A 26462-nucleotide genomic window follows, 5' to 3' on the forward strand; every position below is an offset into this window, starting at 1 on the left:
GGAATCGCCTATCAAGATCAGCGATTCTATGTCTTGGACTGATTCATTCCGTTCTGCCTACCGTCGCTCCCATGGCACTGGCGACGCGCCCGGATCCGCGCACGGACAAGCCCACGGACACCCGCGCCCCCCGCACCAAGGGCACCCGCCGCCCTCGAACGGCCCTGGGGCGGCTGTGGAGTTCGACGATCGGCAAGAAGACGGTCATGGCCGTGAGCGGCCTCTTCCTCCTCGGGTACCTGGTCGTGCACATGGCCGGGAACCTCAAGGTGTTCTTCGGCCCCGACGAGATGAACGGCTACGCGCACTGGCTGCGCACGATCGGCGAGCCCGTCGTCCACCACGAGTGGTTCCTGTGGATCATGCGCGTGGCCCTCCTCGCGGCCGTCGTCGCGCACGCCGTCGCCGCGTACCAGCTCAGCCGACTCGACATCGCCGCCCGCCCGGTGAAGTACGTGCACCAGCGCCGCCGGGCCAGCTACGCCACGCGCACCATGCGCTGGGGCGGCGTCATCGTCGCGCTGTTCGTCGTGTGGCACATCCTCGACCTGACCACCGGCACGGTGAACCCCAACGGCGAGCACGGCCGCCCCTACGAGAACATCGTGGCCACCTTCAGCACGTGGTACGGCAATGTGATCTACATCGTCGCCATGCTGGCCGTCGGCCTGCACATCCGCCACGGCTTCTACGGGGCCGCCCAGACCCTCGGCGCGGGCAGCGCGCGCCGCGACCGCGCACTCAAGGCCACCGCCGACGGGCTCGCCCTCGTGCTGACCCTCGGCTTCCTCTCCGTACCGATCGGCGTCATGACGGGAATCGTGGAGTGACGACATGAGCTACCTCGACTACACCACCGGCGACCCCCTCGCCGACGCCAAGGCTCCCGATGGCCCCATCGCCGAGCGCTGGGACCGCCGCCGCTTCGAGGCCAAGCTGGTCAACCCGGCCAACCGCCGCAAGCAGACCGTCATCGTCGTCGGCACGGGCCTCGCGGGCGGCGCCGCGGGCGCCACCCTCGCCGAACAGGGCTACCGCGTCGTCCAGTTCTGCTACCAGGACTCCCCGCGCCGCGCCCACTCCATCGCCGCCCAGGGCGGGATCAACGCCGCGAAGAACTACCGCAACGACGGCGACTCCGTCCAGCGCCTCTTCTACGACACCGTCAAGGGCGGCGACTTCCGCGCCCGCGAGTCCAACGTCCACCGCCTGGCCCAGGTCTCCGTCGAGATCATCGACCAGTGCGTCGCCCAGGGCGTCCCGTTCGCGCGCGAGTACGGCGGCCTGCTCGACACCCGCTCCTTCGGCGGCGTCCAGGTCTCCCGCACGTTCTACGCCCGCGGCCAGACGGGCCAGCAGCTCCTGCTCGGCGCGTACCAGGCGCTGTCCCGGCAGATCGCCGCGGGGAACGTCGAGATGCACCCGCGCACCGAGATGCTCGACCTCGTCGTCATCGAAGGGCGCGCCCGCGGCATCGTCGCCCGCGACCTGATCACCGGGCGCGTCGACACCTACACCGCCGACGCCGTGGTGCTGGCCACCGGCGGCTACGGCAACGTCTTCCACCTCTCCACCAACGCCAAGAACTCCAACGCCACCGCCATCTGGCGCGCCCACCGGCGCGGGGCGTTCTTCGCGAACCCCTGCTTCACCCAGATCCACCCCACGTGCATCCCGCGCTCGGGCGACCACCAGGCCAAGCTCACGCTGATGAGCGAGTCGCTGCGCAACGACGGCCGCATCTGGGTGCCCAAGCAGGCGGGCGACACCCGCGCCCCCGCCGACATCCCCGAGGACGAGCGGGACTACTACCTCGAGCGCATCTACCCCTCGTTCGGCAACCTGGTCCCCCGCGACATCGCCTCCCGCGCCGCCAAGAACGTGTGCGACGAGGGCCGCGGCGTCGGCCCCGGCGGGCAGGGCGTGTACCTGGACTTCGCCGACGCCATCGCCCGGATGGGCAGGGCCGCGGTCGAGGCCAAGTACGGGAACCTCTTCGAGATGTACGAGCGCATCACCGCGGAGGACCCCTACCGCGTGCCGATGCGGATCTACCCCGCCATCCACTACACGATGGGCGGCCTGTGGGTGGACTACGACCTCCAGACCACCATCCCGGGGCTGTTCGCCGTCGGCGAGGCCAACTTCTCCGACCACGGCGCGAACCGCCTCGGCGCCTCCGCCCTGATGCAGGGCCTGGCCGACGGGTACTTCATCCTCCCGTCCACGCTGGCCGACTTCCTCGCCCGCCACCCGCACGACGAGGTCCCCGCCGACCACCCCGCGATCGGCGAGGCCGTCACAGGCGTCACCGACCGGCTCGCCCGGCTGCTCGCGAACGACGGCGACCGCACGCCCGAGTCGTTCCACCGCGAGCTCGGCGAGCTGCTGTGGAACGAGTGCGGCATGTCGCGCTCGGAGGCCGGGCTGCGCAAGGCGCTCGACCGGATCCCCGAGCTGCGCGAGGAGTTCTGGCGCAGGATCACCGTGCCGGGCAGCGGCGAGGAGCTCAACCAGTCGCTCGAGAAGGCCAATCGCGTGGCCGACTACCTCGAGCTCGCCGAGCTGATGTGCCTTGACGCCCTGCACCGCGCCGAGTCCTGCGGAGGCCACTTCCGCGAGGAGAGCCAGACCCCGGACGGCGAGGCGGCCCGCGACGACGAGCGGTTCGCCTACGCCGCCGCCTGGGAGTTCACCGGCACCGGAGCCGCGCCCGTCCTGCACAAGGAAGACCTCGTCTTCGAGTACGTCCATCCCACCCAGCGGAGCTACGCGTGAACCTCACCCTGCGCATCTGGCGGCAGTCGGGACCCGACGCCAAGGGCGCCATGACCACCTACGAGGTCAGCGACATCTCCCCCGACATGTCGTTCCTCGAGATGCTCGACACGCTCAACGAGGAGCTGATCCTGCGCGGCGAGGTCCCCGTCGCGTTCGACCACGACTGCCGCGAGGGCATTTGCGGCGCGTGCGGCATGGTCATCAACGGCCAGGCGCACGGCCCCGAGCGCACCACCACGTGCCAGCTGCACATGCGGCACTTCTCCGACGGCGACGTGATCGACATCGAGCCCTGGCGCGCGGCCGCGTTCCCCGTGGTCAAGGACCTGGTGGTCGACCGGACGTCGTTCGACCGCGTCATCGGCTCGGGCGGCTACATCACCGTCGCCACCGGCAGCGCGCCCGACGCGCACGCCACGCCCGTGCCCAAGGAGGCAGCCGACACAGCGTTCGAGCACGCCGAGTGCATCGGCTGCGGCGCGTGCGTGGCCGCGTGCCCCAACGGCTCGGCGATGCTGTTCACCTCGGCCAAGGTCGTCCACCTCAACTCCCTGCCGCAGGGCGCCCCCGAGCGGGAGACCCGCGTGCTCGACATGGTCGAGACGATGGACGCCGAGGGCTTCGGCGGCTGCACCAACACCGGCGAGTGCGCGACCGTCTGCCCCAAGGGCATCCCGCTGGCGTCGATCGCCACGATGAACCGCGAATATCTCCGCGCCATCAGGAAAGGCGCCTGAGACGGGCGCCGTCCAGGGTCCGGAGGGCGGTCCTCACGAACGGCAGCGCTGGGAAGAGCGGCCCCGGCGCTGGAGGACCGCCCTCTCGCCGTTTCCCGGGGCCGCCGCCCGCGTGCCTCTCAGGCCCGAAGGGCTCTACAGCCCCACGACGCCGGTGCCCGCGCCCGCCATGACCAGCGCCTTGACGTCGACGGCCGGGTCGGGGACGAAGTCGTAGAACGCCGCCGGGTCCTGGACCTGGCCGCCGACCACCGGTGGGCCGGTCTCGCCCGCATAGTGGTTGTCGCGCTCGACGATGTTGCCCGAGGGGCCCGCGTAGTCGTTGGTCATGGGCTCCTCGACGTCCTCGAAGTAGTTACCCTCGATGAGGCAGCCGGAGTCGGCCTGGCAGGCCGGGCCCGTGTCGCTGTTGTCGAGGAAGTAGTTGTTGACGATGTGCACCGGATCGCCGTACCGCACCCTGGGGTTGCGCTGGGGCGTGTGGTCGTACCAGTTGTGGTGGTAGGTGACCCGCAGATGGCCGGCGTCCTGCGCGGCGTTGTCGTCGTCGTGGCCGAGCAGCATGTTCTTGGCGTGGTCGTGCGTGTGGTTCCAGGAGACGGTGATGTAGCTGGCGCCGCGCTTGATGTCGATCAGCCCGTCGTAGCCGTCGGCCAGGTCGTTGTGGTCGATCCAGATGTGATGCGAGAACATCTGCACATTGATCGAGTCGTCGCTGGCGTCGCGGAAGTTGAGGTTGCGGATGATCACGTTGTGCACCGCGTCGGGCGGCGGAGCGGTGACGGCGTCGTCCGCGGGGAGGCCGATGTTGAGCCCGCCTCCCGTGATGCCCGAGTCGGGGCCCACGCCGACGATCGTCTTGTCCGATGCCACGTCGTACATCCCCGGTGGCACGGCGATCATGCCGTCCACCCGCACCACCAGCGGTCCTGGCGAGGCGATGGCCTCGATCAGGCCCTCCGCGGTGGTGACCCGCACCTCGGGCCCGCCAGCGCCGCCCGTCGTGCCGTCCTGGCCGAGGGCGTCGTAACTCGCGAAGCCCCGCGGGGAGTCCTGCGCGACGGCCACCGCGGGGGCGGTCGGGGTCGCCGGGGCGGCGGGCGCGGCGTCCGGCAGGGCGAACGCGCCGAGCAGGGCGGCCGTCGCGGCCACGGGAAGCGTCCTGTTCATCGCGTCCTCCTCGGGGCCGCGGCCCCGCCCAGGCGGCCCACGCCCGCGCCCGCGGTGACGGTGGCGGGCACGGTGGCGGGGTCGTCGACGGTGTAGGCGTAGAACGTGCTCGGCTCGGTCACCGTGCCGAGCGTCTCGGGAGTGCCGGAGCGGACATAGAGGTTGTCGCGCTCGACCAGGCGGCCGGGGCCGCTCTCGTCGTAGCCGGAGTAGGCGGGGAACGGCACGTCCTCGAAGTGGTTCCCCTCAAGCAGGACGCCCGCGTCCTCGGTCGAGGCCACCCCGTAGAGGGAGTTGCCGCGGAAGTAGTTGTTGAGCACATGCACCGGGTCGGCGAAGCGGACGCGGGGGTGGCGCTGGTCGGTGCCGTCGAAGAAGTTGTGGTGGAACGTCACCCGCAGCTTCCCCGTGTCCTGCGTGCCGTTGGCGTCGGAGTGGCCGATCAACGCGGTCTTGCTGTGGTCGTGGAAGTGGCACCAGGAGACGGTGACGCAGTCGGCGCCCCTGACGATGTCGATCAGGCCGTCCGCGCCCGTGCTGAACTCGCAGTGGTCGATCCAGATGTGGTGCGAGTCCTGCTGGATGCTGAGCGCGTCGTCGTCGGCCCCGGTGAACCGCAGATTGCGGACGATCACGTTCTGCCTGCGGTACAGGTCGAGGCCGCCGCCGGTGATCTCGGCCCCCTGGCCGAGCCCGATGACGGTCTTGTTCGACCGCAGGCCCTGCTTGCTGCTGATCCTGATCGTGCCCTGGACCTGGATGACATACGGCTCGTCGCGGTCGCAGTAGTCGAGGAACGTCTCGGCGTCGGAGACCGTGACGACCTCGCCGCCCGCGCCGCCCGTCGTCCCGTTCTGGCCGTAGAGGTCGATGCCAGCGAAGCCGAGCGGCGCCTGGGCCGCGGCGGCCGCCCGCGGGGCGGGCCCGTCGGCACGGGCGCCCCGGGCGGCGAGCGAGCCCGCGCCGAGGGCGGCGGCGGTCGCGGCGGCGCCGGTGAGCAGGCGCCGGCGGCCGAGCGGGGCGTCGAACGCCTGTCGTCGATGTGTCATGTCCGCCGCCCCCTCAGATCTTCCCCGCCCCGGCACCGGCAGGGACGACGGTGGGGACGTCGGCGGCCGGGTCGAGCGCATAGGAGTAGTAAGTGCCCGGATCGGTGACCGAACCGCGGGTCTCGATCTCGTGGTTGCAGTCGACCAGGACGTTGTCCCGGGCGACCAGGCGGCCGAGGTCGCCGCTGAAGTCCACGCGGGCGGGGTTGTTGACGCTGAAGAAGTAGTTGCCCTCGAGCACCACGCCCGCGTCCATCGCGGCGACCACGCCGTAGCTGTTGTCGTCGTAGTAGTTGTTGTAGACGTGCACCGTCTCGGCGAAGCGGACGCGCGGGTTGCGCTGGTCGGAGGCGTCGAAGAAGTTGTGGTGGTACGTCACCCGCAGCCGCCCCGCGTCCTGGGCGGCGTTGTCGTCGTCGTGGCCGACGAGCGAGGTCTTGTCGTGGTCGAGGAAGTGGTTCCACGAGACGGTCACATAGTCGGACCCGCGCTTGATGTCGACCGCGCCGTCGTCGCCGTTGGAGAACGTGTTGTGATCGATCCAGATGTGGTGCGAGAACATCTGGACGTTGACCAGGTCGTCGGTGGCCCCGTCGATCGAGAGATTGCGAACGATGACGTTGTGCACCGCGTCCGCGGGCGGTTCGGTGACGTCCTCGTCCACCGGGAGGCCGATGTTGAGGCCGCCCCCGGTCAGCCGGGCGTCGTCGCCCAGCCCCACGATCGTCTTGTCCGACGCGACGTCGTGCATGCCGTCGCTGTCGCCGGTCGGCAGCGTGATGGTGCCGCTGACCTGGACGATCACCGGCTCGGGCCTGGCGATCTCGGCCAGGAACTCCGCCGCGGTGGTCACGGTGACGCGTTCGCCACCGGCCCCGCCCGTCGTCCCGTCCTGCCCCAGCGCGGACACGCCCGCGAACCCGTCGGCCGCGGCGGCGGCGTCGACTCCCGTGGGCGCGGCGGCCGTTGCCCCGGGGGGCGCCATGAAGGCGCCGAAGGCCAGCGCACAGGCCAGCGTCCCTGAGACGGTGAAACTTAAACGATTCACTCTCGAAGTGCGCACAGAGGTACCCCTTCGCGGAAAGGAAAGGGAGCGGCTCCCGCTCCATGAGGCGGCCGACGCACGCGCGCGCCCCGCCTGGAACGCCCGCCCGGGGGGGCGTCCCGCAACCCCCGGGCAAGCGCTTACTACCATGGGACGTTAGGGTAGCGGCGAGGACATGTCAATTGAGTGGGAGCGGTTGCCGCCCCCGGCGTGGGATACGGGTGCGGCGCGCGCTGGTCGCTGCGGAACCCCCGGGCTTGGCTCTCCCGCTCCGCGGGAGTTCGGGACGCTCATCCCGGGCGGGCGGGCCCTCCGGGGCATGCGGCGGGCTCACCTCCCGGGCCATGACATCCGGCACGGCGGCCCCTCGGACATGCCGCCCCCATGAGAGATGCGGAAGCAGCCTTCGAACGGGTGGGCCCCTGCGGGGAGAGAGCGGAAGCCGCGTGCGAGCGGCAGTCGACGGCCCCACTCCGCAGCCGGGAACGCACCGGAGAGGGAAAGGTGATCCAGATGAGGGCGGCCATCTTTGCGAACACCCCCGCCGTCTAGCGGTTTCTGGGTGCGGCCTGAGGCGGTAACGACGCCGCATCCGCCCCCACGGGTATCGGCTGCCGGAGGGCCGTCCCGCGACGCGTTCGCGGTGGAAGACGGCGGACCGGCGGTGTTCCGGCAGCGCATGCGAAGGCCCGTCCTGGGAGGGCTGGCGGTCCTCGTCGGGGTGTCGGCTCCCGCTGTCTTCGAAGGAGAACCGCACTGGGGGCTGGCCATCGGCGGCCTCATCGCGGCGGTACTGCTGTTCTTCGGGTTGTTGGGCTCGTTGTCGTTTCTGGTCAGAAGCGGAATGCGGATCGGGGCCGACGGGCTGTTCGTGCGGTACCGCGGCAATACGCTCACGGTCCCATGGCAGGACGTCACGTACATCACGTTCGCCCGTGCCGGGCGCGGCGGCACACTCGTCGTGACCGCGGTCCTCCGCGACGGGGCGGCCACCCGGATCCCCGCCGCCCTGAGGCGGAGCCGCTACCGCCCTGCCGTCACCCCAAGTTGATCAGCCTACGGGTCCGAGTGGCCACCGATACTGGCGGGCTCTCGTATTCGACTGCCGCGGGTTTCCCGCGGAACCCAGCCCGCTGGTGACCTGGGCGATCCGGTTAACTTCGGCGCCGGTGAGGCCGTCGGGCACCCGGCCAGGCCGAGGCTGCCCTCGGTTCCGTCGATCGCGTCGACGTCGAGGTGGGGTGCGGCAGGAGAACAGGAGCCTTTAGAAGGCCGGGTGAGTCACCGGGGCGAGACCGCGCAGGCTGGCCCAGCGGGAGGAGCGGAGGAGCGCGGCCGCCCGTTCCATCGTCGCCTGGTCGACGGTGGCGGCCGTCTCGTCGCCCGTGCCCAGGTCCCTGACCGAGATGTGGAGAATGCCGTTGGCGTCGCAGTCGGCCGTCACCTCGATCCGGGGCACGCCGCGGGGTACGGGGGGCAGGGCGATCTCGAGGACCGCGAGGGTCCGGTTGCGTGCCGCGTCCTTCCGCTCGCCCTCCACGACGTGGAGCACCGCTGTGGGCTGGTGGTCCATGTGCGTGGTGAAGATCTCGGAGCGCTTCGTGGGGATGGTCTCGTTCCGCGGGAGCAGCTTCGTCGTGGTCCCGTCGTGCGTTTCGATGCCAATCGAGTGGGGGGCGACGTCGAGGAGCAGCACGTCCTTCACCGCACCGGTCGAGACGCCCGCCTGGAGCACCGCGCCTTGGGCGACGGCCTCCGGGCTCAGGCCCTGGTAGGGCCCATGGCTGCCCGTGAGCCGGCGGATCAGGTCGCCCACCGCGGGCATCCGGGCGGCGCCGCCCGTCAGGACGACCCGGTCGATGTCGGCGGGTGTCTGCTCGGCGTCGGCGAGAACGCGGTGGACGGGGGCCAGGCAGCGTTCCAGCAGGTCCCGGGTGAGCGTCTCGAACTCCTCGCGGGTCAGCTCCTCTTCGAGGTGGACGGGACCGTCCGGTCCGGTGGCGAGATAGGGCAGCCGGAGGGTCGTGGTGCGCGCCGCCGACAGTTCGATCTTCGCCGCCTCGGCCGCCTCGCGCAGCCGCTGGGCCGCGGCGACGTCGCCGGTGAGATCCACGCCATGCCGCCGCCGTACGCGGTCGGTCAGGTGCTCGACGATCCGCAGGTCCCAGTCGTCGCCGCCGAGCCGGCCCTCGCCCGCGGTGGCCTTGACCTCCACGACGCCGTCGCCGACTTCGACGAGGGAGACGTCCAGGGTGCCCCCGCCGAGATCGAAGATCAGGAGGGTGCAATCGTCCCGGTCCAGGCCGTAGGCCATCGCCACGGCCGAGGGCTCGTTGATCAGCCGCAGGACGGTGAGCCCGGCCCGTTCACCGGCCACGACCAGCGCGGCCCGCTGGTCGTGACCAAAGCCGACGGGCACCGCAAGCACCACGTCGGTGACCCGCTCGCCGAGGTAGGTCTCGGCGTCCTGGCGCAGGCGGGCGAGGATCAGCCCGGCGACGTCCTCGGCGGCCAGCCGGACGTCGCCCCGCGTGACGCTCCAGTCCGTGCCCAGCTTCAGCTTGGCGGCGCGCACGGTGGAGCCGGGGTTGGTGAGGGCCTGCCGCTCGGCAGCCGTGCCGACAAGGACGTCCCCCTCGGCGGTGAGGGCCACCAGGCTGGGAGTGGTATGCGCTCCCTGGGCGTTGGGGACCAGCGAGACCTCGCCGCCTTCCATGACGGCGACGGCCGAGTTCGTCGTGCCCAAGTCGATGCCGACGGGCCAACCCGCCCGACGCGCCGCGTCCGGTCCGCCGTCCGGCGGCGCCGTGGCCTCGGCGGCTTCGGTGTAGGGGGCGGTCGGGGGTGTGGCGTGCCGCTGGATGAGGGTGGTGACGGCATCCGGCCAGGGTGAGCCGCCAGGGAAGTCGTCCGTCGGCTCCCAGTGCGCGCCGATCCGCTCCAGCAACGTCGCGAGCGCGGGCCGTTCACGGGGGTCCTTCGCCAGGCACGCGTCGACCAGCTCACGCAGCGGTCCTGTGAGCCCGTCCAGCCGGGGCCGCCCGTTGACCACCCGGTGGAGAACCGCCAGCGGCGGGCCCTGGCCGAAAGGCCCGGCCCCCGTGGCGGCGAAGGCGATCACCCGCCCCCAGCACGAACACATCACCGGCCGGGCCGACCTCGCCGCCCTCGGCCTGCTCGGGCGCCATAAAGCCCGCCGTCCCCACCACAAGGCCGGTCGTCGTCAGTGCGGTGTCCTCCAGCGTCCGCGCAATCCCGAAGTCGATCACCCGCGGCCCGTCGGCGGCCACCAGCACGTTCGACGGCTTCAGATCCCGGTGCAGCACCCCCACCGCGTGAATGGCCTGCAACGCCTCCACCAGCCCCGCCGCCAGCCGCCACACCGCGTCTTCGGGCAACGGCCCCGCCACACCGACCGCTTCCGCCAGATCAGGACCCGGAATGTAGGCGGTCGCGATCCACGGCCGGTCGTCCTCAGGACCGGCGGCCATCACCGGAGCCGTGAACGCCCCGCCCACCGCCCGCGCCGCCGCCACCTCCCGCGCGAACCGCCGCCGGAACTCCCCCTGCCGCGCCAGATGCGGATGCACCACCTTCACCGCCACCGCCCGCCCGCCCGGCGACCGGCCAAGGAACACCTCGCCCATCCCTCCGGCACCCAGCCGGCCCCGCAACCCGAACCCACCCACCTTCTCCGGATCCCCGGCCCTCAGCGGCTCCACCCCGGTCCCCCTTCCCCACCCGGCACCCACGGCCCGGCGCCAGTATCCGGCGCCCCCATGCAGGTTACGTTCCCCCGGCTTCCGCCGTGGCCAGCCAGAGGGCCGAGTTCACCGTGCGGGCCCCGCATCCGGATGTGCCTGGCCGTACTCGCCGAAGGTGCGGACGGCAGCTGCTGCCAGGCGCGGCGCTCTCGGCCAGACCCTGCCTGGCCCGGCTCCTCACGACGCACCCGTTCGCGACCAGGTCCCAGTCGCCGTCTACCCGCGTCCAGTTCGCCAGCGGTTCTTCTGACGACCACGCACGGCGGCCCCACCAGCGCGGCGCAGCCGCGGGGCGACCCGGACCACGGGCCCGGAGCCCGCACGCCCGCGGGCCGACGACGGGCCGAGCGGCCACCGGCGGGGGGCCGGGGCCGAGCCGCGTTCAGCGCACCGTGTGGCCCGCCGTGCGCAGGGCGTTCTTGACCTCGCCGATCCGCAGGTCGCCGAAGTGGAACACGGACGCGGCGAGCACCGCGTCCGCGCCCGCCCCGATCGCGGGCGGGAAGTGCTCAAGCCGTCCCGCGCCGCCCGAGGCGATCACCGGCACCGACACATGTTTGCGCACGGCCGCGATCATCGCCGTGTCGTAGCCGTCCTTGGTGCCGTCCGCGTCCATCGAGTTGAGCAGGATCTCCCCCGCGCCCAGATCGGCCGCGCGGTGCGCCCACTCCACCGCGTCGATCCCCGTGCCGCGCCGCCCGCCGTGCGTGGTGACCTCGAACCCCGAGGGCGTCGACGTGCCGTCGGGGCAGCGCCGCGCGTCCACCGAGAGGACGAGCACCTGCCGCCCGAACCGCTCGGCGATCTCCCTCAGCAGCTCGGGCCGCGCGATGGCCGCGGTGTTGACCCCGACCTTGTCGGCGCCCGCGCGCAGCAGCCGGTCCACGTCGTCCACGGCGCGGACCCCGCCGCCCACCGTCAGCGGGATGAAGACCTGCTCCGCGGTCCTGCGCACCACGTCGTAGGTGGTCTCCCTGTTGCCCGACGACGCCGTGATGTCGAGGAACGTCAGCTCGTCCGCGCCCTCGTCCCCGTAGACCCTGGCCATCTCGACCGGGTCCCCCGCGTCCCTGAGGTTCTGGAAGTTGACGCCCTTGACCACCCGGCCCGCGTCCACGTCGAGGCACGGGATGACCCGCACGGCCAGCGTCATGTCACGGCTCCCTTCGCTCCTCTGTACGCGTCGAGCTCGACCTCGACCAGCACCCGCGAGTCCGCGAAGCCCGAGACCACGAGCAGCGTCGTCACGGGCCGCACACCGTCGAACACCTCGCGGTGCGCGCGCCCCACGTCCTCGGCGTCGCGCGCGTGGCTCACATACAGGCGCGTGCGCACCACCGCGTCGGCGCCGAGGCCGAACGGCGCGAGCGCCGCCACCGCCTCGTTCAGCGCCGACCTGGCCTGGTCGTAGGGGTTCCCCGGGGCCGCGGCACCGTCCGCGGGCGGCAGGGTCCCGCCGACCAGCACGAAGTCGCCCGCGGCGACGGCCCGCCCCGAGCCGACCGCCTCCTGCCACGGCGTGGAGCCCTCGACCCGCTCCACGCCAGGACCGTTCACACCCGTTCCGCTCACGACACGACCTCCAGCGCCTCTTCCAGGGTGAACTCCCCGGCGTAGAGCGCCTTGCCGACAATCGCCCCCTCGACACCCTCGGGCGCGAGCGCGGCGATGGCGCGCAGGTCGTGGAGCGAGGAGACGCCGCCCGAGGCGACCACGGGGCGTTCGGTCACGGCGCACACGTTGCGCAGGAGGTCGAGGTTGGGGCCCTTGAGGGTGCCGTCCTTGTTGATGTCGGTCACGACATAGCGGGCGCAGCCCTCGCGGTCGAGGCGCGCCAGCGTCTCGTACAGGTCGCCGCCGTCGCGCGTCCAGCCGCGCCCGCGCAGCGTGGTGCCGCGCACGTCGAGGCCGACGGCGACGCGGTCGCCGTGCTCGGCGATGACCTTGGCGACCCAGTCGGGCGACTCGAGGGCGGCCGTGCCGAGGTTGACCCGGGTGCAGCCGGTGGCCAGGGCGGCGGCGAGCGAGTCGTCGTCGCGGATGCCGCCCGACAGCTCGACGCGGATGTCCACCGCGGCGGTCACCTCGGCGATCCGCTCGCGGTTGTCCCCGGTGCCGAACGCCGCGTCGAGGTCCACCAGATGCAGCCAGGTGGCCCCCGCGCGCTGCCAGGTGAGCGCGGCGGACAGGGGGTCGCCGTAGGAGGTCTCCGTCCCCGACTCGCCGTGCACCAGGCGGACCGCCTGGCCGTTCCTGACGTCGACGGCGGGCAGCAGTTCCAGCATCAGAGGGTCTCGATCCAGTTGGTGAGGAGGCGGGCGCCGGCGTCCCCGGACTTCTCCGGGTGGAACTGGGTGGCCCACAGCGGGCCGTTCTCCACGGCGGCGACGAACGGGCGGCCGTGCGTGGCCCACGCGACCTTGGGCGCGGCGCGCACGGCGTGGTGGGCGGCGAACTCCCAGTCGTGAACGGCGTAGGAGTGCACAAAGTAGTAGCGCTCGTCGGCGTCGAGACCGGCGAACAGCCGTGAGCCCTCGGGCGGCCGCACGGTGTTCCAGCCCATGTGGGGCACGATGTCGGCCTCCAAGGGGCCCACCGTGCCTGGCCACTCGTCCAGGCCCTCGCTCTCCTGGCCGTGCTCGATGCCGCGCGAGAACAGGATCTGCATGCCGACGCAGATGCCGAGCACCGGCCTGCCCCCGGCCAGCCTGCGCCCCACGGCCCAGTCGCCGCGCGCGGCGCGCAGCCCGGCCATGCAGGCGGAGAACGCGCCCACGCCGGGGACCAGCAGCCCGTCGGCGTTCATCGCGGCGTCGAGGTCGCGGGTGATCTCCACGCGCGCCCCGGTCCTGGCGACGGCGCGCTCGGCGGAACGGACGTTGCCGAAGCCGTAGTCGAGGACGACGACGCTCTTGGCGTTGCCTGCCATGGCGCTACAGCTCCAGCCGCAGCACGCCCGCGACCAGGCACAGGGCGCTGCCGATGCCGAGCAGCCCGACGACGCCCCGGGGCAGGCCCTGCCTGGCGAACGAGTAGACGCCGCCCGCGAGGAAGAGCCCGACGACGATCAGCAGGGTGGAGACGCCGTTCATCTACAGCGCCCCCTTGGTCGAGGGAACGCCGGTCTGCCGGGGGTCGATCTCGCTGGCGTACCGCAGGGCGCGGGCCAGCGCCTTGAACTGGCACTCCACGATGTGGTGCGCGTTGCGCCCGTAGGGGACGTGAACGTGCAGCGCGATCTGGGCCTGGGCGACGAAGGACTCCAGGATGTGCCGGGTCATCGTGGTGTCGTACGCGCCGATCATGGGCGCCATGCCGTCGGGCTCGCGGTGCACCAGGTAGGGGCGCCCCGAGAGGTCGACGGTCACCTGGGCGAGCGACTCGTCGAGCGGCACCGAGGCGTCGGCGAAGCGGACGATGCCGACCTTGTCGCCGAGCGCCTGCCGGAACGCCGCGCCCAGCGCGAGCGCGGTGTCCTCGATCGTGTGGTGGCTGTCGATGTGCAGGTCACCCTCGGTCTTGACCGACAGGTCGAACAGCCCGTGCCGCCCCAGCTGGTCCAGCATGTGGTCGAAGAAGCCGACGCCCGTCGACACATCGACACGGCCCGTGCCGTCGAGGTCGATCTCGACGGTCACCGACGTCTCCTTGGTGGTGCGCTCCACGCGTCCCACGCGGCTCATTGGCTGATCTCCTTCGTCACTGCGCGTACCGCGTCGAGGAACGCGTCGTTCTCCGCCCTGGTCCCCGTGGTGACCCTCAGGCGCCCCGGCACGCCGTTGTCCCGGACGAGCACCCCGTGGTCGAGCAGCCGCCGCCACACGGCCGCCGCGTCGTCGAAGCGGCCGAACTGGACGAAGTTGGCGTCGGACTCGGTCACTTCGCAGCCGATCGCGGTCAGCTCCGTGACGAGCCGGTCGCGTTCGTCCTTGAGCTCCTCGACATAGGTGAGCAGCGTATCGGCGAACTCCAGTGCGGCAAGCGCGGTGGCCTGGGTGACCGCGGAGAGGTGGTAGGGCAGCCGCACCAGCTGCACGGCGTCCACCACGGCGGCGTCGGCGGCCAGATAGCCGAGCCGCAGCCCGGCCGCGCCAAACGCCTTGGACATCGTGCGCGTGATCACCAGGCGCGGGCGGCCCTCGATGAGCGGCAGCAGCGAGGGCCCGTGGCTGAACTCGGCGTACGCCTCGTCCACCACGACGAGCGCGCCGCGCTCGTCACGCGCCGCCGCCTGGGCCGCGTCGTGCAGGGCGAGCACGGTCCCGGCCGATACGGCGGTGCCGGTGGGGTTGTTGGGCGAGCACACGAAGACCACGGCGGGCCTGTGCGCGTGGATCGCGGCGACGGCGGCGTCCTGGTCGATGCCGAAGTCCTCGCTGCGCGGGCCCGAGATCCAGGAGGTGCCCGTGCCGCGCGAGATGAGGGAGTGCATCGAGTAGGAGGGGTCGAAGCCGATGGCCCCGCGCCCCGGGCCGCCGAACGCCTGGAGGAGCTGCTGGAGCACTTCGTTCGAGCCGTTGGCGGCCCAGACGCGCTCCGCGGTGAGGGGGTGCCCCGTGGCGCGGGTGAGATACGCGGCAAGCTCGGCACGCAGCTGCCGCGCGTCCCTGTCGGGGTAGCGGTTGAGGTCGCGGGCGGCGTCGGCGACGCGCTCGGCGATCCGCCGCACCAGGGCCTCGGGGGCGGGGTGGGGATTCTCGTTGGTGTTCAGCCGGACCGGGACGTCGAGCTGGGGGGCGCCGTACGGCGTCTTGCCGCGCAGCTCGTCCCGGATGGGCAGGTCGTCGATGCGGGTCACTTGCGGTGCGGTGCCTTCCCGTTCACGGTCGCTGTGCTGCCGTTCCCCTTGAGGCTGCCGTTCCCCTTGAGGCTGCCGTTCCCCTTGAGGCTGCCGTTCCCCTCAAGCCTGACGGTGACCGCCGTGCCGTGCGCGGGCAGGTCCTCGGCCTCGGCCAGCGCGACCACGTGGTGCGCCACCTCGGCCAGCGCGGCGCGGTCGTAGGCGACGACATGGATGCCGCGCAGGAACGACTGCACCGAGAGCCCCGATGAGTGGCACGCGCAACCGCCGGTCGGCAGCACGTGGTTGGACCCGGCGCAGTAGTCGCCGAGGGAGACCGGGGAGTGCGGGCCGACGAAGACGGCCCCGGCGTTGCGCACGCGGGCCGCGACCTCGGCGGCGTTCTCCGTCTGGATCTCCAGGTGCTCGGCGGCGTAGGCGTCGGTGACGGCGAGGCCGTGGTCGAGGTCGGCGACCAGGACGGCCGCGGACTGGCGGCCCGAAAGGGCCTCGGCGATCCGCTTCTGGTGCTTGGCGGCGGGGACCTGGACGCGCAGCTCGGCGTCCACGGCGTCGGCCAGCGCGACGGACGGGGTGACCAGCACGGCGGCGGCCAGCTCGTCGTGCTCGGCCTGGGAGATCAGGTCGGCGGCGATCAGGCGCGGGTCGGCGCTCTCGTCGGCCAGCACGGCGATCTCGGTGGGACCGGCCTCGGCGTCGATGCCGACGATCCCGCGCAGCAGCCGCTTGGCGGCGGCCACATACACGTTCCCCGGGCCCGTCACCAGCGAGACGGGGGCGCACTCGTCGGTGCCGTGCGCCAGCATCGCGATCGCCTGCGCGCCCCCCGCCGCGTGCACCTCGTCGACGCCGAGCAGCGCGCAGGCCGCCAGGATCGTGGGGTGCGGCAGCCCGCCGTGCTCGCGCTGCGGCGGCGACGCGACGGCCAGCGAGCCGACGCCCGCCTCCTGCGCGGGCACGACGTTCATCACGACGGACGAGGGGTAGACGGCCTGCCCGCCCGGCACATAGAGGCCCACGCGCTCCACGGGCACCCACCGCTCGGTCACCGTGCCGCCCGGCACGACGCGCGTGGTGGTGTCCGAACGCCGCTGGTCGCGGTGGACGGTCCTGGCGCGGCGGATGGACTCGTCCAACGCGGCCCGCACGGCCGGATCAAGGCCATCGAGCGCGCGCGTCAGCTCCTTCGCGGGGACCCGGGTGCGGCTGATGGTGGCACCGTCGAACCGCCGCGCGTACTCGATCAGCGCCGCGGTGCCGCGATGGCGCACGTCGTCGCAGATGGGCCGCACCTTCGCCAGGGCGGCCTCGACGTCGAGCTCGGCGCGGGGCAGCAGGTCGCGGTCGATCACGCCCGGGGTGGACGAATCCCGCAGATCGATTCGGGTCAGCACCGTTCCAGTCTCGCAGACCGTCTCACGGTGGCGAGATCCCGTTTCACGATGCGGTCCATGGCCCGAAGGGCAACCGATAGGCTGGCCGGTCGTGACGACCACGCGCCTCCCGCTGTTCCCGCTGAACACCGTGCTGTTCCCCGGGCTCGTGCTGCCGCTCAACGTCTTCGAGGCCAGGTACCGGGCGATGATGAAGGACCTGCTCGCCCTGCCCGACGAGGGGCCGCGGCCCTTCGGGGTCGTCGCCATCAGAGACGGGCACGAGGTGGCACCGAGCGCGCTTGGCCTGCCCGACGGCTCCGAGCCGCCCGAGGCGGGGGCCGCCGCGGGCTTCGCGCCCGACGACCCGGCCCGTTCGTTCCACGCGGTCGGCTGCGTCGCCGACGCCTCGACGATCAGGCCGCGCGGCGAGGGCGACCCCGCCGAGAGCTACGAGGTGCTGGCCACAGGGACGACCCGCTTCCGGCTGGTGTCGGTGGACGCGAGCGGCCCGTATCTGACGGCGGAGATCGAGCCGTTGCCCGAGGTCGCGGGGGAGGGCGCGGGGGCGCTCGCGTCCGGCGTGCTGCGGGCGTTCCGCTCCTACCAGAAGGTGCTCGCCGGGGCGAACGAGCGGACCCTCGCACCCGGCCAGGAGCTGCCGGACGACCCGTCGGTGGTCTCCTACCTGGTGGCCGCGGCGACGATGCTCTACTCCGGCGACAAGCAGCGGCTGCTCCAGGCCAAGGACACGGCGACGCGGCTGGCGGAGGAGCTGCGGATCCTGCGCCACGAGACGGCGTTGATCGGCAAGCTGCCCTCGGTGCCGGGCGCGGAGTACACGGCCAGGCCGACCAGCCTCAACTGACCATCGGCACCATGGACGTGGAGGTTCCCATGACAGGCACTCCCGCGACGGTGGCCGCGGCCCGGGCGAGGGTGGCGTTCACCCTGCACTCCTACACCCACGACCCGGCCGCGCCCTCGTACGGCGAGGAGGCGGCGAAGGCGCTCGGGGTCGACCCGGAGCGGGTGTTCAAGACGCTGGTGACCGAGGTGGACGGGACGCTGACGGTGGCGGTGCTCCCGGTCTCCGCGTCGCTCGCGCTCAAGGCCCTGGCCAGGGCGGCCGGGGGCAAGCGCGCCGCGATGGCCGACCCGGCCGCGGCCGAGCGCGCGACGGGCTATGTGCGGGGCGGCATCTCGCCGGTCGGGCAGCGCAAGCGCCTGCGCGCGGTGCTCGACGCGTCGGCGCAGCGCCACGCGACGATCTTTGTCTCGGGGGGCCGCAGGGGCCTGGAGATGGAGCTCGCCCCCGGCGACCTGATCGCCCTGACGGGCGCGGTGACGGCCCCGATCACGCGGGAGTAGGCCCGGCGCACGGCCCCGGCCGAGGCTCGTCTGAGGGTCGCCTACTCGCGCCACTGGGGGAGCTCGACCGGCACCGGCTCGGGGTCGCGGGGGCCGAGGACCGCCTGGCACAGCAGGTGGGCACCCACCGCGGCGGCGGGCAGGGCGAACAGCACGCCCTTGGCGCCCAGGCGCAGCGACGCGTCGAAGACGTTGTCGACCCCGGCGTCCCGGGCCGCCGCCGCGACGTCGTCGGTGGGGCCGAGCCACATGCCCAGCTGCCAGGCGAGCCAGGAGCCCGCGAGCGCCCCCGCGGCGAGCCCGAGCACCAGGGCCACCCCGCCCGTGCGCCGCAGCGCGAAGACCACGACCCCCGCGACCGCGCCGATCGCGAGGCCGAGCAGCAGAAACGTGCCGTCCGCCGCGATCGCCTGCTGGCCCTCTGAGTTCGCCAGCATGACCGACCTGCCGTCCGACACCAGCGGCACCCGGGGCGCGAGCCACAGCCACAGCAGCCCGAGCGCCAGGCCGCTGGCCGCCGCGAGGGGCAGCGCCACGCGGACGCCGTCGGCTATCTCCCGCCGCCAGTCCGTGCGCTGCCCTGGGCTCCCGCCACCGGGCGGCCCCCCGGTGGACGGGGACTCGGGGTGGTGATCGGGTGCGGGCTGGGGATCGGTCACCCCGTCATCCTGCCAGGCCCGGCCGCCTGTTCGGTCCCGGGGACGGCCGTTCGGGCGTCGGGCGGGAGCTCGCGGGGGCGCGGAGAAGGGCGCCGGGGCTCGCGCGGGCGCGAAGGGGCTCAGCGCAGCGCGGCCCGGCGGTAGGCCCAGGTGGCGAGCGCGAGCGCGGCGGCGCCCACCCCGGCGCACACGGCGAGGTTCGCGACCACCGAGCCCCAGTCGGGGCGCGGGCCGAGCGCCACGGCCAGCGCGTCCACGCCGTAGCTCGACGGCAGCAGGTCGCGCAGCAGGCGCACCGGCTCGGGCAGCCGCCCCTCGGGCAGCACGCCGAGCAGCAGCGCCGCCGACATCCCGAGCTGCCCGCACAGCGTGGCCAGCTCGGCGCGCGGCGCGAGCAGGCCGAGCGCCGCGCCGAGCCCGGCCAGCGCGGCCCCGGCCAGCGGCACCACGGCGAGCAGCACCCACAGGCCGCCGAGCGGCAGCTGGTACAGCAGCCCCCCGGCCACGGCGGTCACCACGACCCCCGGCACGGTGAACGACGCGTACGCCGCCGCCGTCCCCAGCGCCACCGCGGCGGCGGGCACCGGCAGGGTCGCGTAGTGGTCGAGGCCACCGGCGGCGCGCAGCTGCCCGAAGTACTGGGCCAGCAGGTTGAGGGCGACGAACGCCACCACGAGCACCGCGGACCCGGCGACCACGGCCCGCGCCTCCTCGCCTTCGCCGCCGTCGACGACGCCGCGCATCAGGATCATGATCCCGATCGACTGGAAGGTGGCCACGAACAGCAGCGGGATCCGCGCCACCCGCGCGCGCGACAGCTGCGCCCGGTATACGGCGCCGAGCGCGGGCCACACCCCCACCCCGGGGGCCAGCGGGTGGGCGCTCACGAACGCTCCAGGCCCGTGCCGCGCCCGCCCAGGGCGAGATAGACGTCCTCGAGGCTCGGGGTGGCCAGCGTGAAGTCGTCGAGCGCGGCGAACGCGGGGCCCGCCGTCACCGCGGCCACCGCCTCGCGGGCGCGGTCGGCGGGCAGCCGCAGCGTCCAGCGCCGACCCGCCACCTTCGCCGCCGCGCGCAGGGCCGCGATCTCCGGCTCGCCGAGCGGGGGTTCGTCCCGCCAGACCAGCTCGAGGCGGACGTCGGTGCCCACCAGCGCCTTGAGCCCGCCCGGGGTGTCGCACGCGATGACGCGGCCCGCGTCGATCACCGCGACCCGGTCGAGCACCGTCTCGGCCTCGATGACGTTGTGCGTCACCAGCACCACCGTCGTTCCCTCGCACGCGCGCCGCCGGTCGATCGCGGCCCACACGGCGCGCCTGGCCACCGGGTCCATGCCCGCCGTCGGCTCGTCGAGCACGAGCACGGGGCGCGGGCCCGCGAGCGCGGCGGCCACGCAGGCGAGCCTGCGCTGGCCGCCCGAGAGCCGCTTGAGCGGGCGCGAGGCGACGGCGGCCAGGTCGAGCTCCTCCATGACGGCCTCGCGCTCGCGGCGGGCCGCCTCCGCGTCGAGGCCGCGCAGCCGCGCCGTGGTCTCGACGGCCAGGGCCACGGTCAGCTCGTCGAGCGCGGTGGACTCCTGACCGAGGTAGGCGAGCAGCCGGGGCGCGCGGCGCGGGTGGCGGACGAGGTCGTGGCCGAGCAGGGTGACGCTGCCCGCGTCGGGGCGCAGCAGCCCGGTGAGCTGCCTGACGAGCGTCGTCTTGCCCGCGCCGTTGGGCCCGAGCAGCCCGAACACCTCGCCCCTCGCGATGTCGAGCGCAATGTCGCGGCTCGCGGTGACGGGGCCCGCGGGCGGGGCGCCGCGGGGGCGGCGCCCGCCCGGATAGGTCTTGGTCAGCCCGCGCACCGTGTACGCGGCCTCGACGAGTGGGGGGCGGGCCGGCGCGCGCCGGGCTGCTGCCGTCGGTGACCCGGCCCTGGCGATCGATGCGGCCACGGTCAGGAGCCTACGTGGCGGCGGGCGCGCGCCGGACACCGGGGCACGTTTCGGACACGGGCGGCGATGGCGGGGCCGGTGACGGGGCCGTTGACGGGCGGGCTCAGGAGGTGCGTTCGGCGCCGGTGCGCCCGTCGACCTCACGCCAGAACCCGGCGCGGATCGCATAGCGGTCCTGCTCGTCGATCTGGTCGTCCTTGTGGGTCAGCAGGCCGAACCTGGCGGCGTAACGCAGGAGTTCGCCGTCGATGCGGTGCGGGATGCGGGGGTACTCGCCGGAGAGCTGCTGCAACGGGGCGGGCCCGGCGAGGCGTTCCGCCCAGCGCCTGGCGAACACCTGCCCCACCTCGAACGGGTCGCCGCCCACCGCCGTGATGTCCTCCTCGCGGTCCGCCCAGCGCTGCTCCGCGGTGGTCAGCTGCGAGAGCATCGGCAGCGCGGCGATCTCGGGCGACTCCTCGGGGCCCCCGCGGTCCACCCAGCCGCGGTCGGACGACCAGCGCAGCGTCGCGGTGGCGGGCGGCGGGACGGGGCGGCCGAGCGACGCCAGGTCCTTGGGGGTGGGCACGCCCTTGGCGGCGGGCACGGCGCCGTCGCGGTCGTCCGGCTCACAGGCCGGCTCCTCGGCGGGGGCGGTGCCGTTCTTGCCCGCGGGGGCGGGCTCGCGCTGGGTGGTCCTCGACGGCGTGGCCGAGGTCTCGGCGTGCGGCGCTGACAGGATGGCGGCGATCTCGGGGCGCGTGACGCGGGGCGCGGAGCCGGGCGCGGGCGCCTCGTTGACGCGCACGGCGCGCGTGATCCAGGCGCGGTCGAGGACGCGGCGCTCGTCGGCCTCGGCGACCAGGTCCTCGGACTGGTTGTAGTCGCCGTCGGCGGCCTGGACGGCCCACAGGTGGACGGCGACTCCGTGCTCCTTGGCGGACATCAGCCCGGGCAGCAGGTCGCCGTCGCCGGTGACCAGCACGATGTCGGCGCACGCCCGGTTGCGCGCGAGCTCGGTGAGCTCGGCGTGCATGGCCGCGTCCACGCCCTTCTGCGCCCAGCGCCCGTCGCTCCTGGTGAGCGCCCCGAGGCGCACGGTGACGCGCGGCATCACGCGCAACCGCCGGTGCTCGGGCTGGGGAACGCGGTCGGGCGCGCCGTCGAACCAGTAGATCCGCAGCAGGTCGCAGCCCGTGTCGGCCTCCGCGCGCTCGCGCAACGCCTGGATGAGCGCGGCGTGATCGACGGTGATGCGCGGGCGCGCGGGCTCCCCGGCGAGAAGGCTGGCGGCGGCACCGAGCAGATAGCCGGCATCCACCAGGACGACACAGCGGTCCACGTTGCACCTTCCCTACCTAAGCGTTTTCCTGAGTCTGCCCGACAGGACCGCCGTTATCTGTGCCAACTCGATCTTCGGCGTGGCGAATCCGTGACCGCCCGCGCCCGGAATGCGAAGGATGGCGGGTCGTGCGAGCCTGGTCGCGGGCCCGCGTTCACCGATCGCGGGAAGCGCAGCCAGGAGGCGATCATGGCCAAGAACAAGAATCGCGACCGTCGGCCCGCACCCGAGCCGCCGCCCGAGCAGCCCCGCACCGAGTCGCCCGCCGAGCAGCCGAGGAGCCGCAAGCGCGAGCGCCGCTTCGGGCACAACTGACCGCCGACGCCGGGCCCACGGCACGGCGACACGGCGACACGGCGAAGGGCGCGCCCCGCGGCGGGGGCGCGCCCTTCGGTGTCAGGTCCCGGTCTCAGCCGGTCTCAGTCGTTGAACGAGTGCCGTTCATGCGCCGCCGCGAAATAGCGCGCGTCCGACACCTCGGAGGTCACCGATTCCACCGGCGCGGCATCGCCGTGCACGATGTCCCACGCCTCATGGACGCAGCGCAATCGGTCCTCGAATGCCGTGCCGGGGAAATAGACGACCAGCGCGTGCACGGCCTCTTGGCGCGAAACACGCACCTGACGCAACAGGAATACCGCCTTGTTGACCATTCGGGCTTCCACTGCGCTCCACCCTCATTCGGAGATTCGCTCCTTGTCGAAGGTAGACCTCCCGACGCCCCATTCAGGTAAAGCGGACTCCATCATCCGCCCAACAGGCGGGCATCATCCCGCCAAACGCCGTCACCCCGCGAGACAGGCAGGGCCGAGCAGCGCCTTGAGATCCCCGAACAGCGCGGGATCGGCCCGCACGCGGTGGCGGTCGAGCCGGTAGACGGTCGTGCTGCGCGCGGACTGGAGCTTGACCCGCACCTCCGTGGGGCCGCGGTGCTGCCCGAGCACTTCGCCGAGGCGTTCCACCAGCGGCGGGGTGACCTTGACCAGGGGGATGCTGATCGTGACCGGGGCGTCGGCGGACGCCTCGGAGAGGTCGGGCACCATCAGCTCCATGGCGACCAGGCGCGGCACGTCCTCGCGCTTGTCGAGGCGGCCCTTGACGAACACCACGGCGTCCTCGACGAGCTGGGTGGAGACCAGCTGGTAGGAGGCGGGGAAGAACATGCACTCGATCGAGCCGCCCAGGTCCTCGACGGTGGCGATGGCCCAGGGGTTGCCCTGCTTGGTCATCTTGCGCTGGAGCCCCGAGATGATGCCGCCGATGGTGACCACGGCGCCGTCCTGGTAGTCCCCCGCGAGCGCGGAGATCGCGGCGTCGGCCTTCTCATCCAGGACGTGCTCGATGCCGAACAGCGGATGATCGGACACATACAGGCCGAGCATCTCCCGCTCCTGCGCGAGCAGATACCCCTTCTCCCACTCCTCGTCGGAGAAGACCACGTCCATGCCGAAGCCGGGGCCGCTGTCCTCGTCCTTGTCGTCCATGCCGCCGAAGAGGTCGAACTGGCCCTCGGCCTCCTTGCGCTTGACCTGCACGACGTTGTCGATCATGGGCTCGAAGTGCGCGGTCAGGCCCTTGCGGGTGTGGTCGAGGGTGTCGAACGCGCCCGCCTTGATCAGCGACTCGACGGTGCGCTTGTTGCAGACCACGGCCTCGACCTTGTCGAGGAAGTCGGGGAACGAGCTGTACTTCCCCTTCGCCTTCCGGGTGGCCACGATCGAATCGACAACGTTCTGGCCCACGTTTCGCACCGCGGTAAGACCGAAAACGATCGTGTCATCGCCGCGCGGCGTGAAGTGCGCCTCGGATTCGTTGACATCGGGCGGCAGCACCTTGATGCCCATGCGGCGGCACTCGTTGAGATAGACGGCCGACTTGTCCTTGTCGTCGCGCACCGACGTGAGCAGCCCCGCCATGTACTCGGCCGGGTAATTGGCCTTGAGATATGCCGTCCAGTAGGTGACAAGGCCATATGCCGACGAGTGCGCCTTGTTGAACGCATAGCCGGAGAACGGCACCAGCACGTCCCACACGGCCTGGATCGCCTCGTCGGAGTACCCGTTGGCGCGCATGCCGCTCTGGAACGGCACGAACTCCTTGTCCAGGATCTCCTTCTTCTTCTTGCCCATCGCGCGGCGGAGCAGGTCAGCCTGTCCGAGCGAGTACCCGGCGAGCACCTGGGCGGCCTTCTGCACCTGCTCCTGGTAGACGATCAGGCCGTAGGTGACGTCGAGGACCTCCTTGAGCGGCTCCTCGAGCTCCTTGTGGATCGGCGTGATCTCCTGCTGGCCGTTCTTGCGCAGGGCGTAGTTGATGTGGGAGTTCATGCCCATGGGCCCGGGGCGGTACAGGGCGCCGACGGCGGAGATGTCCTCGAAGTCGTCGGGCTTCATCATGCGCAGCAGCGACCGCATCGGCCCGCCGTCGAACTGGAAGACGCCCAGGGTGTCGCCGCGCCCCAGCAGCTCGAACGTCTTGGGGTCGTCGAGCGTCAGATCGAGCAGCTTGACGTCGATGCCCTTGTTCTTCTTGATGAGCTTGACCGCGTCATCCATGATCGTGAGGTTGCGCAGCCCGAGGAAGTCCATCTTCAGCAGGCCGAGCGACTCACACGTGGGATAGTCCCACTGCGTGACCACGACGCCGTCGTTCTTCGGCGCGAACAGCGGCACATGGTCGACCAGCCGCTCGCTCGACATGATCACGCCAGCGGCGTGCATGCCCATCTGCCGGACCAGGCCCTCCAGGCCCTTGGCGGTGTCGATGACCTTCTTGACGTCGGGCTCGTTCTCGTACATCCCCCTGACCTCGGCCGCCTCGCTGTAGCGCGGGTGGTCCTTGTCGGTGATGCCGGAGAGCGGGATGCCCTTGCCCAGCACGTCGGCGGGCATCGCCTTGGTGATGCGGTCGCCCATCGCGTACGGGTAGCCGAGCACGCGGGAGGCGTCCTTGATGGCGGCCTTCGCCTTGATCGTGCCGTAGGTGCCGATCATCGACACCTTGTCGGCGCCGTACTTCTCCGTGACATAACGGATGACCTCACCGCGCCTGCGCTCGTCGAAGTCGATGTCGACATCGGGCATGGACACGCGCTCGGGGTTAAGGAAGCGCTCGAAGATCAGGCCGTGTTCGATCGGGTCGAGGTCGGTGATGCCCATCGCGTACGACACGATCGAGCCTGCGGCCGAGCCGCGGCCCGGGCCCACCGCGATGCCCTGCGCCTTGGCCCACATGATGAAGTCCGCGACCACGAGAAAGTACCCGGGGAACCCCATCTGGATGATGACGCCCATCTCGTACTCGGCCTGCCGCGCCCGGTCCTCGGGCACCCCGCCCGGGTAGCGACGCTCCATCCCGCGCCGCACCTCCTCCTGGAACCAGGTCACCTCGCTGTACCCCTCGGGCACGTCGAAGCGCGGCATCAGGTCGCGCGGCTCGAACCAGCCGTCGATGTCGACCTGTTCGGCGACCAGGCGGGTGTTGGCGCAGCCCTCCTGCCAGGCATCCGACGAGTCGATGGCGTACATCTCCTCGGGCGACTTCAGGTAGTAGCCGGTCCCGTCGAAGCGGAAACGATCGGGATCCGACAGGTTCTTGCCGGTCTGGACGCAGAGCAACGCGTCGTGCGCCCCGGCCTCGTGCGCGTGCGTGTAGTGCGAGTCGTTGGTGACCAGCGGCGGGATGCCCAGCTTGCGGCCGATCTCAAGCAGCCCATCGCGCACCCGGGTCTCGATCTCGAGACCGTGGTCCATCAGCTCCAGGAAGTACCGCTCCCTGCCGAAGATGTCCTGGTAGTCCGCGGCCGCCTTCAGCGCCTCCTCGGGCTGCCCGAGCCGCAGCCGCGTCTGCACCTCGCCCGACGGGCAGCCCGTGGAGGCGATCAGCCCCTCCGAATACTGCGCGATGGTCTCCTTGTCCATGCGCGGCCACTTCACGAAATATCCCTCGGTGTACGCGTCCGAGGTGAGCCTGAAGAGGTTGTGCAGCCCGGTGCTGTTGTGCGCCCAGATCGTCTTGTGCGTGTAGCCGCCCGAGCCGGAGACATCGTCGCGCTTCTGGTGCGGCTGGCCCCACTGCACCCTGCGCTTGTGCCGCCGCGACTCGGGCGCGACATACGCCTCGATCCCGATGATCGGCGTCACGCCCGCGCCCCGCGCCTGCTGGAAGAAGTCGTACGCGCCATGCAGGTTGCCGTGGTCGGTGATCGCGATATGTGACATGCCCATCTCCTGGCACGCCTTGAACATGTCCTTCAGCCGCGCCGCCCCGTCGAGCAGCGAGTACTGGGTGTGCACATGCAGGTGTGTGAAGGGCTTGGTCACGCGCCGGGCCTTCCGCAGCAGGGTCGTGGATCCCCCGACCCTACATCCGGCGAGCGCCGGGGGAACGGTCGGGGCGCGCCCCGAAGCAGATGACGTTTACGCAGGTCAGGCCCCTGTTGATCAACGATGCCGC

The 26462-nt window shown here is 72.2% G+C and carries 26 protein-coding genes; 7 read left to right on the plus strand and 19 right to left on the minus strand.

Annotated features, from left to right (window positions below; translation table 11 throughout):
- The first annotated feature begins 71 nt into the window (after positions 1–71).
- Genes DEH69_RS09570 through DEH69_RS09580 form a run of 3 tightly spaced genes read left to right on the plus strand, consistent with a single transcriptional unit; the run spans position 72 to position 3518 of the window.
- Complete coding sequence (locus DEH69_RS09570) at positions 72–830, plus strand: succinate dehydrogenase (RefSeq protein ID WP_113686489.1); 759 nt, start codon at positions 72–74, stop codon at positions 828–830.
- A gap of 4 nt (positions 831–834) precedes the next feature.
- Complete coding sequence (locus DEH69_RS09575) at positions 835–2778, plus strand: fumarate reductase/succinate dehydrogenase flavoprotein subunit (protein WP_113686490.1); 1944 nt, start codon at positions 835–837, stop codon at positions 2776–2778.
- Positions 2775–3518 (plus strand): succinate dehydrogenase/fumarate reductase iron-sulfur subunit, encoded by a 744-nt coding sequence (locus DEH69_RS09580; RefSeq protein WP_113686491.1) that lies wholly within the window; start codon positions 2775–2777, stop codon positions 3516–3518. The genes DEH69_RS09575 and DEH69_RS09580 overlap by 4 nt, the downstream gene beginning before the upstream one ends.
- A gap of 135 nt (positions 3519–3653) precedes the next feature.
- On the opposite strand, the gene DEH69_RS09585 is transcribed toward DEH69_RS09580, so the two are convergent.
- The 3 genes from DEH69_RS09585 to DEH69_RS09595 are packed head-to-tail and all read right to left on the minus strand — an operon-like array spanning position 3654 to position 6785.
- A complete protein-coding gene (locus DEH69_RS09585; RefSeq protein WP_113686492.1) occupies positions 3654–4688 on the minus strand; it encodes a polysaccharide lyase family 1 protein in 1035 nt (344 codons plus the stop codon).
- Positions 4685–5737, minus strand: coding sequence for a polysaccharide lyase family 1 protein (locus DEH69_RS09590; protein WP_113686493.1), 1053 nt, complete (start codon positions 5735–5737; stop codon positions 4685–4687). The genes DEH69_RS09585 and DEH69_RS09590 overlap by 4 nt, the downstream gene beginning before the upstream one ends.
- Positions 5738–5750: 13 nt before the next feature.
- On the minus strand, positions 5751–6785 hold the full coding sequence (locus DEH69_RS09595) for a polysaccharide lyase family 1 protein (protein WP_258534559.1): 1035 nt from the start codon (positions 6783–6785) through the stop codon (positions 5751–5753).
- A 640-nt stretch (positions 6786–7425) separates the two neighbouring features.
- Between DEH69_RS09595 and DEH69_RS09600 the strand changes: the two genes are divergently transcribed.
- Positions 7426–7833 (plus strand): hypothetical protein, encoded by a 408-nt coding sequence (locus tag DEH69_RS09600; RefSeq protein ID WP_147255503.1) that lies wholly within the window; start codon positions 7426–7428, stop codon positions 7831–7833.
- Between the two features lie 213 nt (positions 7834–8046).
- On the opposite strand, the gene DEH69_RS09605 is transcribed toward DEH69_RS09600, so the two are convergent.
- The 10 genes from DEH69_RS09605 to hisD all read right to left on the minus strand — a co-directional run bounded on the left by DEH69_RS09605 (position 8047) and on the right by hisD (position 16741).
- The gene (locus DEH69_RS09605; RefSeq protein ID WP_309302772.1) at positions 8047–9903 is read right to left on the minus strand and encodes an Hsp70 family protein; all 1857 of its coding nucleotides are present in this window, start codon (positions 9901–9903) and stop codon (positions 8047–8049) included.
- On the minus strand, positions 9785–10429 hold the full coding sequence (locus DEH69_RS33375; protein ID WP_309302773.1) for a serine/threonine-protein kinase: 645 nt from the start codon (positions 10427–10429) through the stop codon (positions 9785–9787). The genes DEH69_RS09605 and DEH69_RS33375 overlap by 119 nt, the downstream gene beginning before the upstream one ends.
- A 499-nt stretch (positions 10430–10928) precedes the next feature.
- A complete protein-coding gene (hisF, locus tag DEH69_RS09610) occupies positions 10929–11699 on the minus strand; it encodes an imidazole glycerol phosphate synthase subunit HisF (protein WP_113686496.1) in 771 nt (256 codons plus the stop codon).
- Positions 11696–12118 (minus strand): Rid family hydrolase, encoded by a 423-nt coding sequence (locus DEH69_RS09615; RefSeq protein WP_258534560.1) that lies wholly within the window; start codon positions 12116–12118, stop codon positions 11696–11698. Before DEH69_RS09615 ends, hisF begins: the two co-directional genes overlap by 4 nt.
- On the minus strand, positions 12115–12831 hold the full coding sequence (gene priA / locus DEH69_RS09620; protein WP_113686498.1) for a bifunctional 1-(5-phosphoribosyl)-5-((5-phosphoribosylamino)methylideneamino)imidazole-4-carboxamide isomerase/phosphoribosylanthranilate isomerase PriA: 717 nt from the start codon (positions 12829–12831) through the stop codon (positions 12115–12117). Before priA ends, DEH69_RS09615 begins: the two co-directional genes overlap by 4 nt.
- Positions 12831–13475, minus strand: a complete 645-nt coding sequence (gene hisH, locus DEH69_RS09625; RefSeq protein ID WP_113686499.1) for an imidazole glycerol phosphate synthase subunit HisH — start codon at positions 13473–13475, stop codon at positions 12831–12833. Before hisH ends, priA begins: the two co-directional genes overlap by 1 nt.
- A gap of 4 nt (positions 13476–13479) precedes the next feature.
- Complete coding sequence (locus DEH69_RS31380; RefSeq protein ID WP_181727345.1) at positions 13480–13638, minus strand: hypothetical protein; 159 nt, start codon at positions 13636–13638, stop codon at positions 13480–13482.
- Positions 13639–14229 carry an imidazoleglycerol-phosphate dehydratase HisB gene (hisB, locus tag DEH69_RS09630; protein WP_113686500.1) on the minus strand — a complete coding sequence of 197 codons (591 nt, stop codon included), beginning with the start codon at positions 14227–14229 and terminating at the stop codon, positions 13639–13641. It abuts the gene before it with no gap.
- Positions 14226–15344 (minus strand): histidinol-phosphate transaminase, encoded by a 1119-nt coding sequence (locus tag DEH69_RS09635; RefSeq protein WP_113686501.1) that lies wholly within the window; start codon positions 15342–15344, stop codon positions 14226–14228. Before DEH69_RS09635 ends, hisB begins: the two co-directional genes overlap by 4 nt.
- Positions 15341–16741 carry a histidinol dehydrogenase gene (gene hisD / locus DEH69_RS09640; RefSeq protein WP_113686502.1) on the minus strand — a complete coding sequence of 467 codons (1401 nt, stop codon included), beginning with the start codon at positions 16739–16741 and terminating at the stop codon, positions 15341–15343. The genes DEH69_RS09635 and hisD overlap by 4 nt, the downstream gene beginning before the upstream one ends.
- Before the next feature lie 91 nt (positions 16742–16832).
- Here hisD and DEH69_RS09645 point away from each other — a divergent pair, with 91 nt between their 5' ends.
- Together DEH69_RS09645 and ybaK are read left to right on the plus strand one after the other, a co-directional pair.
- On the plus strand, positions 16833–17588 hold the full coding sequence (locus DEH69_RS09645; protein ID WP_113686503.1) for an LON peptidase substrate-binding domain-containing protein: 756 nt from the start codon (positions 16833–16835) through the stop codon (positions 17586–17588).
- A gap of 29 nt (positions 17589–17617) precedes the next feature.
- Positions 17618–18091 (plus strand): Cys-tRNA(Pro) deacylase, encoded by a 474-nt coding sequence (ybaK, locus tag DEH69_RS09650; protein WP_258534561.1) that lies wholly within the window; start codon positions 17618–17620, stop codon positions 18089–18091.
- A 41-nt stretch (positions 18092–18132) separates the two neighbouring features.
- On the opposite strand, the gene DEH69_RS09655 is transcribed toward ybaK, so the two are convergent.
- From DEH69_RS09655 to DEH69_RS09670, 4 genes are all read right to left on the minus strand, one after another.
- Entirely contained in the window at positions 18133–18750 is a 618-nt protein-coding gene (locus DEH69_RS09655) for an ABC transporter permease (RefSeq protein ID WP_113686505.1), read from the minus strand.
- Between the two features lie 119 nt (positions 18751–18869).
- Positions 18870–19637: an ABC transporter permease gene (locus DEH69_RS09660; RefSeq protein WP_113686506.1), complete on the minus strand. Its 768-nt coding sequence runs from the start codon at positions 19635–19637 to the stop codon at positions 18870–18872.
- On the minus strand, positions 19634–20596 hold the full coding sequence (locus tag DEH69_RS09665; protein ID WP_113686507.1) for an ABC transporter ATP-binding protein: 963 nt from the start codon (positions 20594–20596) through the stop codon (positions 19634–19636). Before DEH69_RS09665 ends, DEH69_RS09660 begins: the two co-directional genes overlap by 4 nt.
- Before the next feature lie 193 nt (positions 20597–20789).
- Positions 20790–22007 (minus strand): NYN domain-containing protein, encoded by a 1218-nt coding sequence (locus tag DEH69_RS09670; protein ID WP_113686508.1) that lies wholly within the window; start codon positions 22005–22007, stop codon positions 20790–20792.
- A 189-nt stretch (positions 22008–22196) separates the two neighbouring features.
- Between DEH69_RS09670 and DEH69_RS32510 the strand changes: the two genes are divergently transcribed.
- Positions 22197–22322 carry a hypothetical protein gene (locus DEH69_RS32510; RefSeq protein ID WP_258534562.1) on the plus strand — a complete coding sequence of 42 codons (126 nt, stop codon included), beginning with the start codon at positions 22197–22199 and terminating at the stop codon, positions 22320–22322.
- A gap of 104 nt (positions 22323–22426) precedes the next feature.
- Here the strand turns inward: DEH69_RS32510 and DEH69_RS09675 are convergent, their stop codons facing one another.
- Both DEH69_RS09675 and dnaE read right to left on the minus strand, forming a co-directional pair.
- Positions 22427–22660, minus strand: coding sequence for a hypothetical protein (locus tag DEH69_RS09675; RefSeq protein ID WP_113686509.1), 234 nt, complete (start codon positions 22658–22660; stop codon positions 22427–22429).
- Between the two features lie 132 nt (positions 22661–22792).
- Complete coding sequence (gene dnaE / locus DEH69_RS09680) at positions 22793–26329, minus strand: DNA polymerase III subunit alpha (RefSeq protein ID WP_113686510.1); 3537 nt, start codon at positions 26327–26329, stop codon at positions 22793–22795.
- Positions 26330–26462 lie beyond the last annotated feature (133 nt).

This window comes from Streptomyces sp. PT12 (assembly GCF_003311645.1).
Taxonomy (GTDB): domain Bacteria; phylum Actinomycetota; class Actinomycetes; order Streptomycetales; family Streptomycetaceae; genus Streptomyces.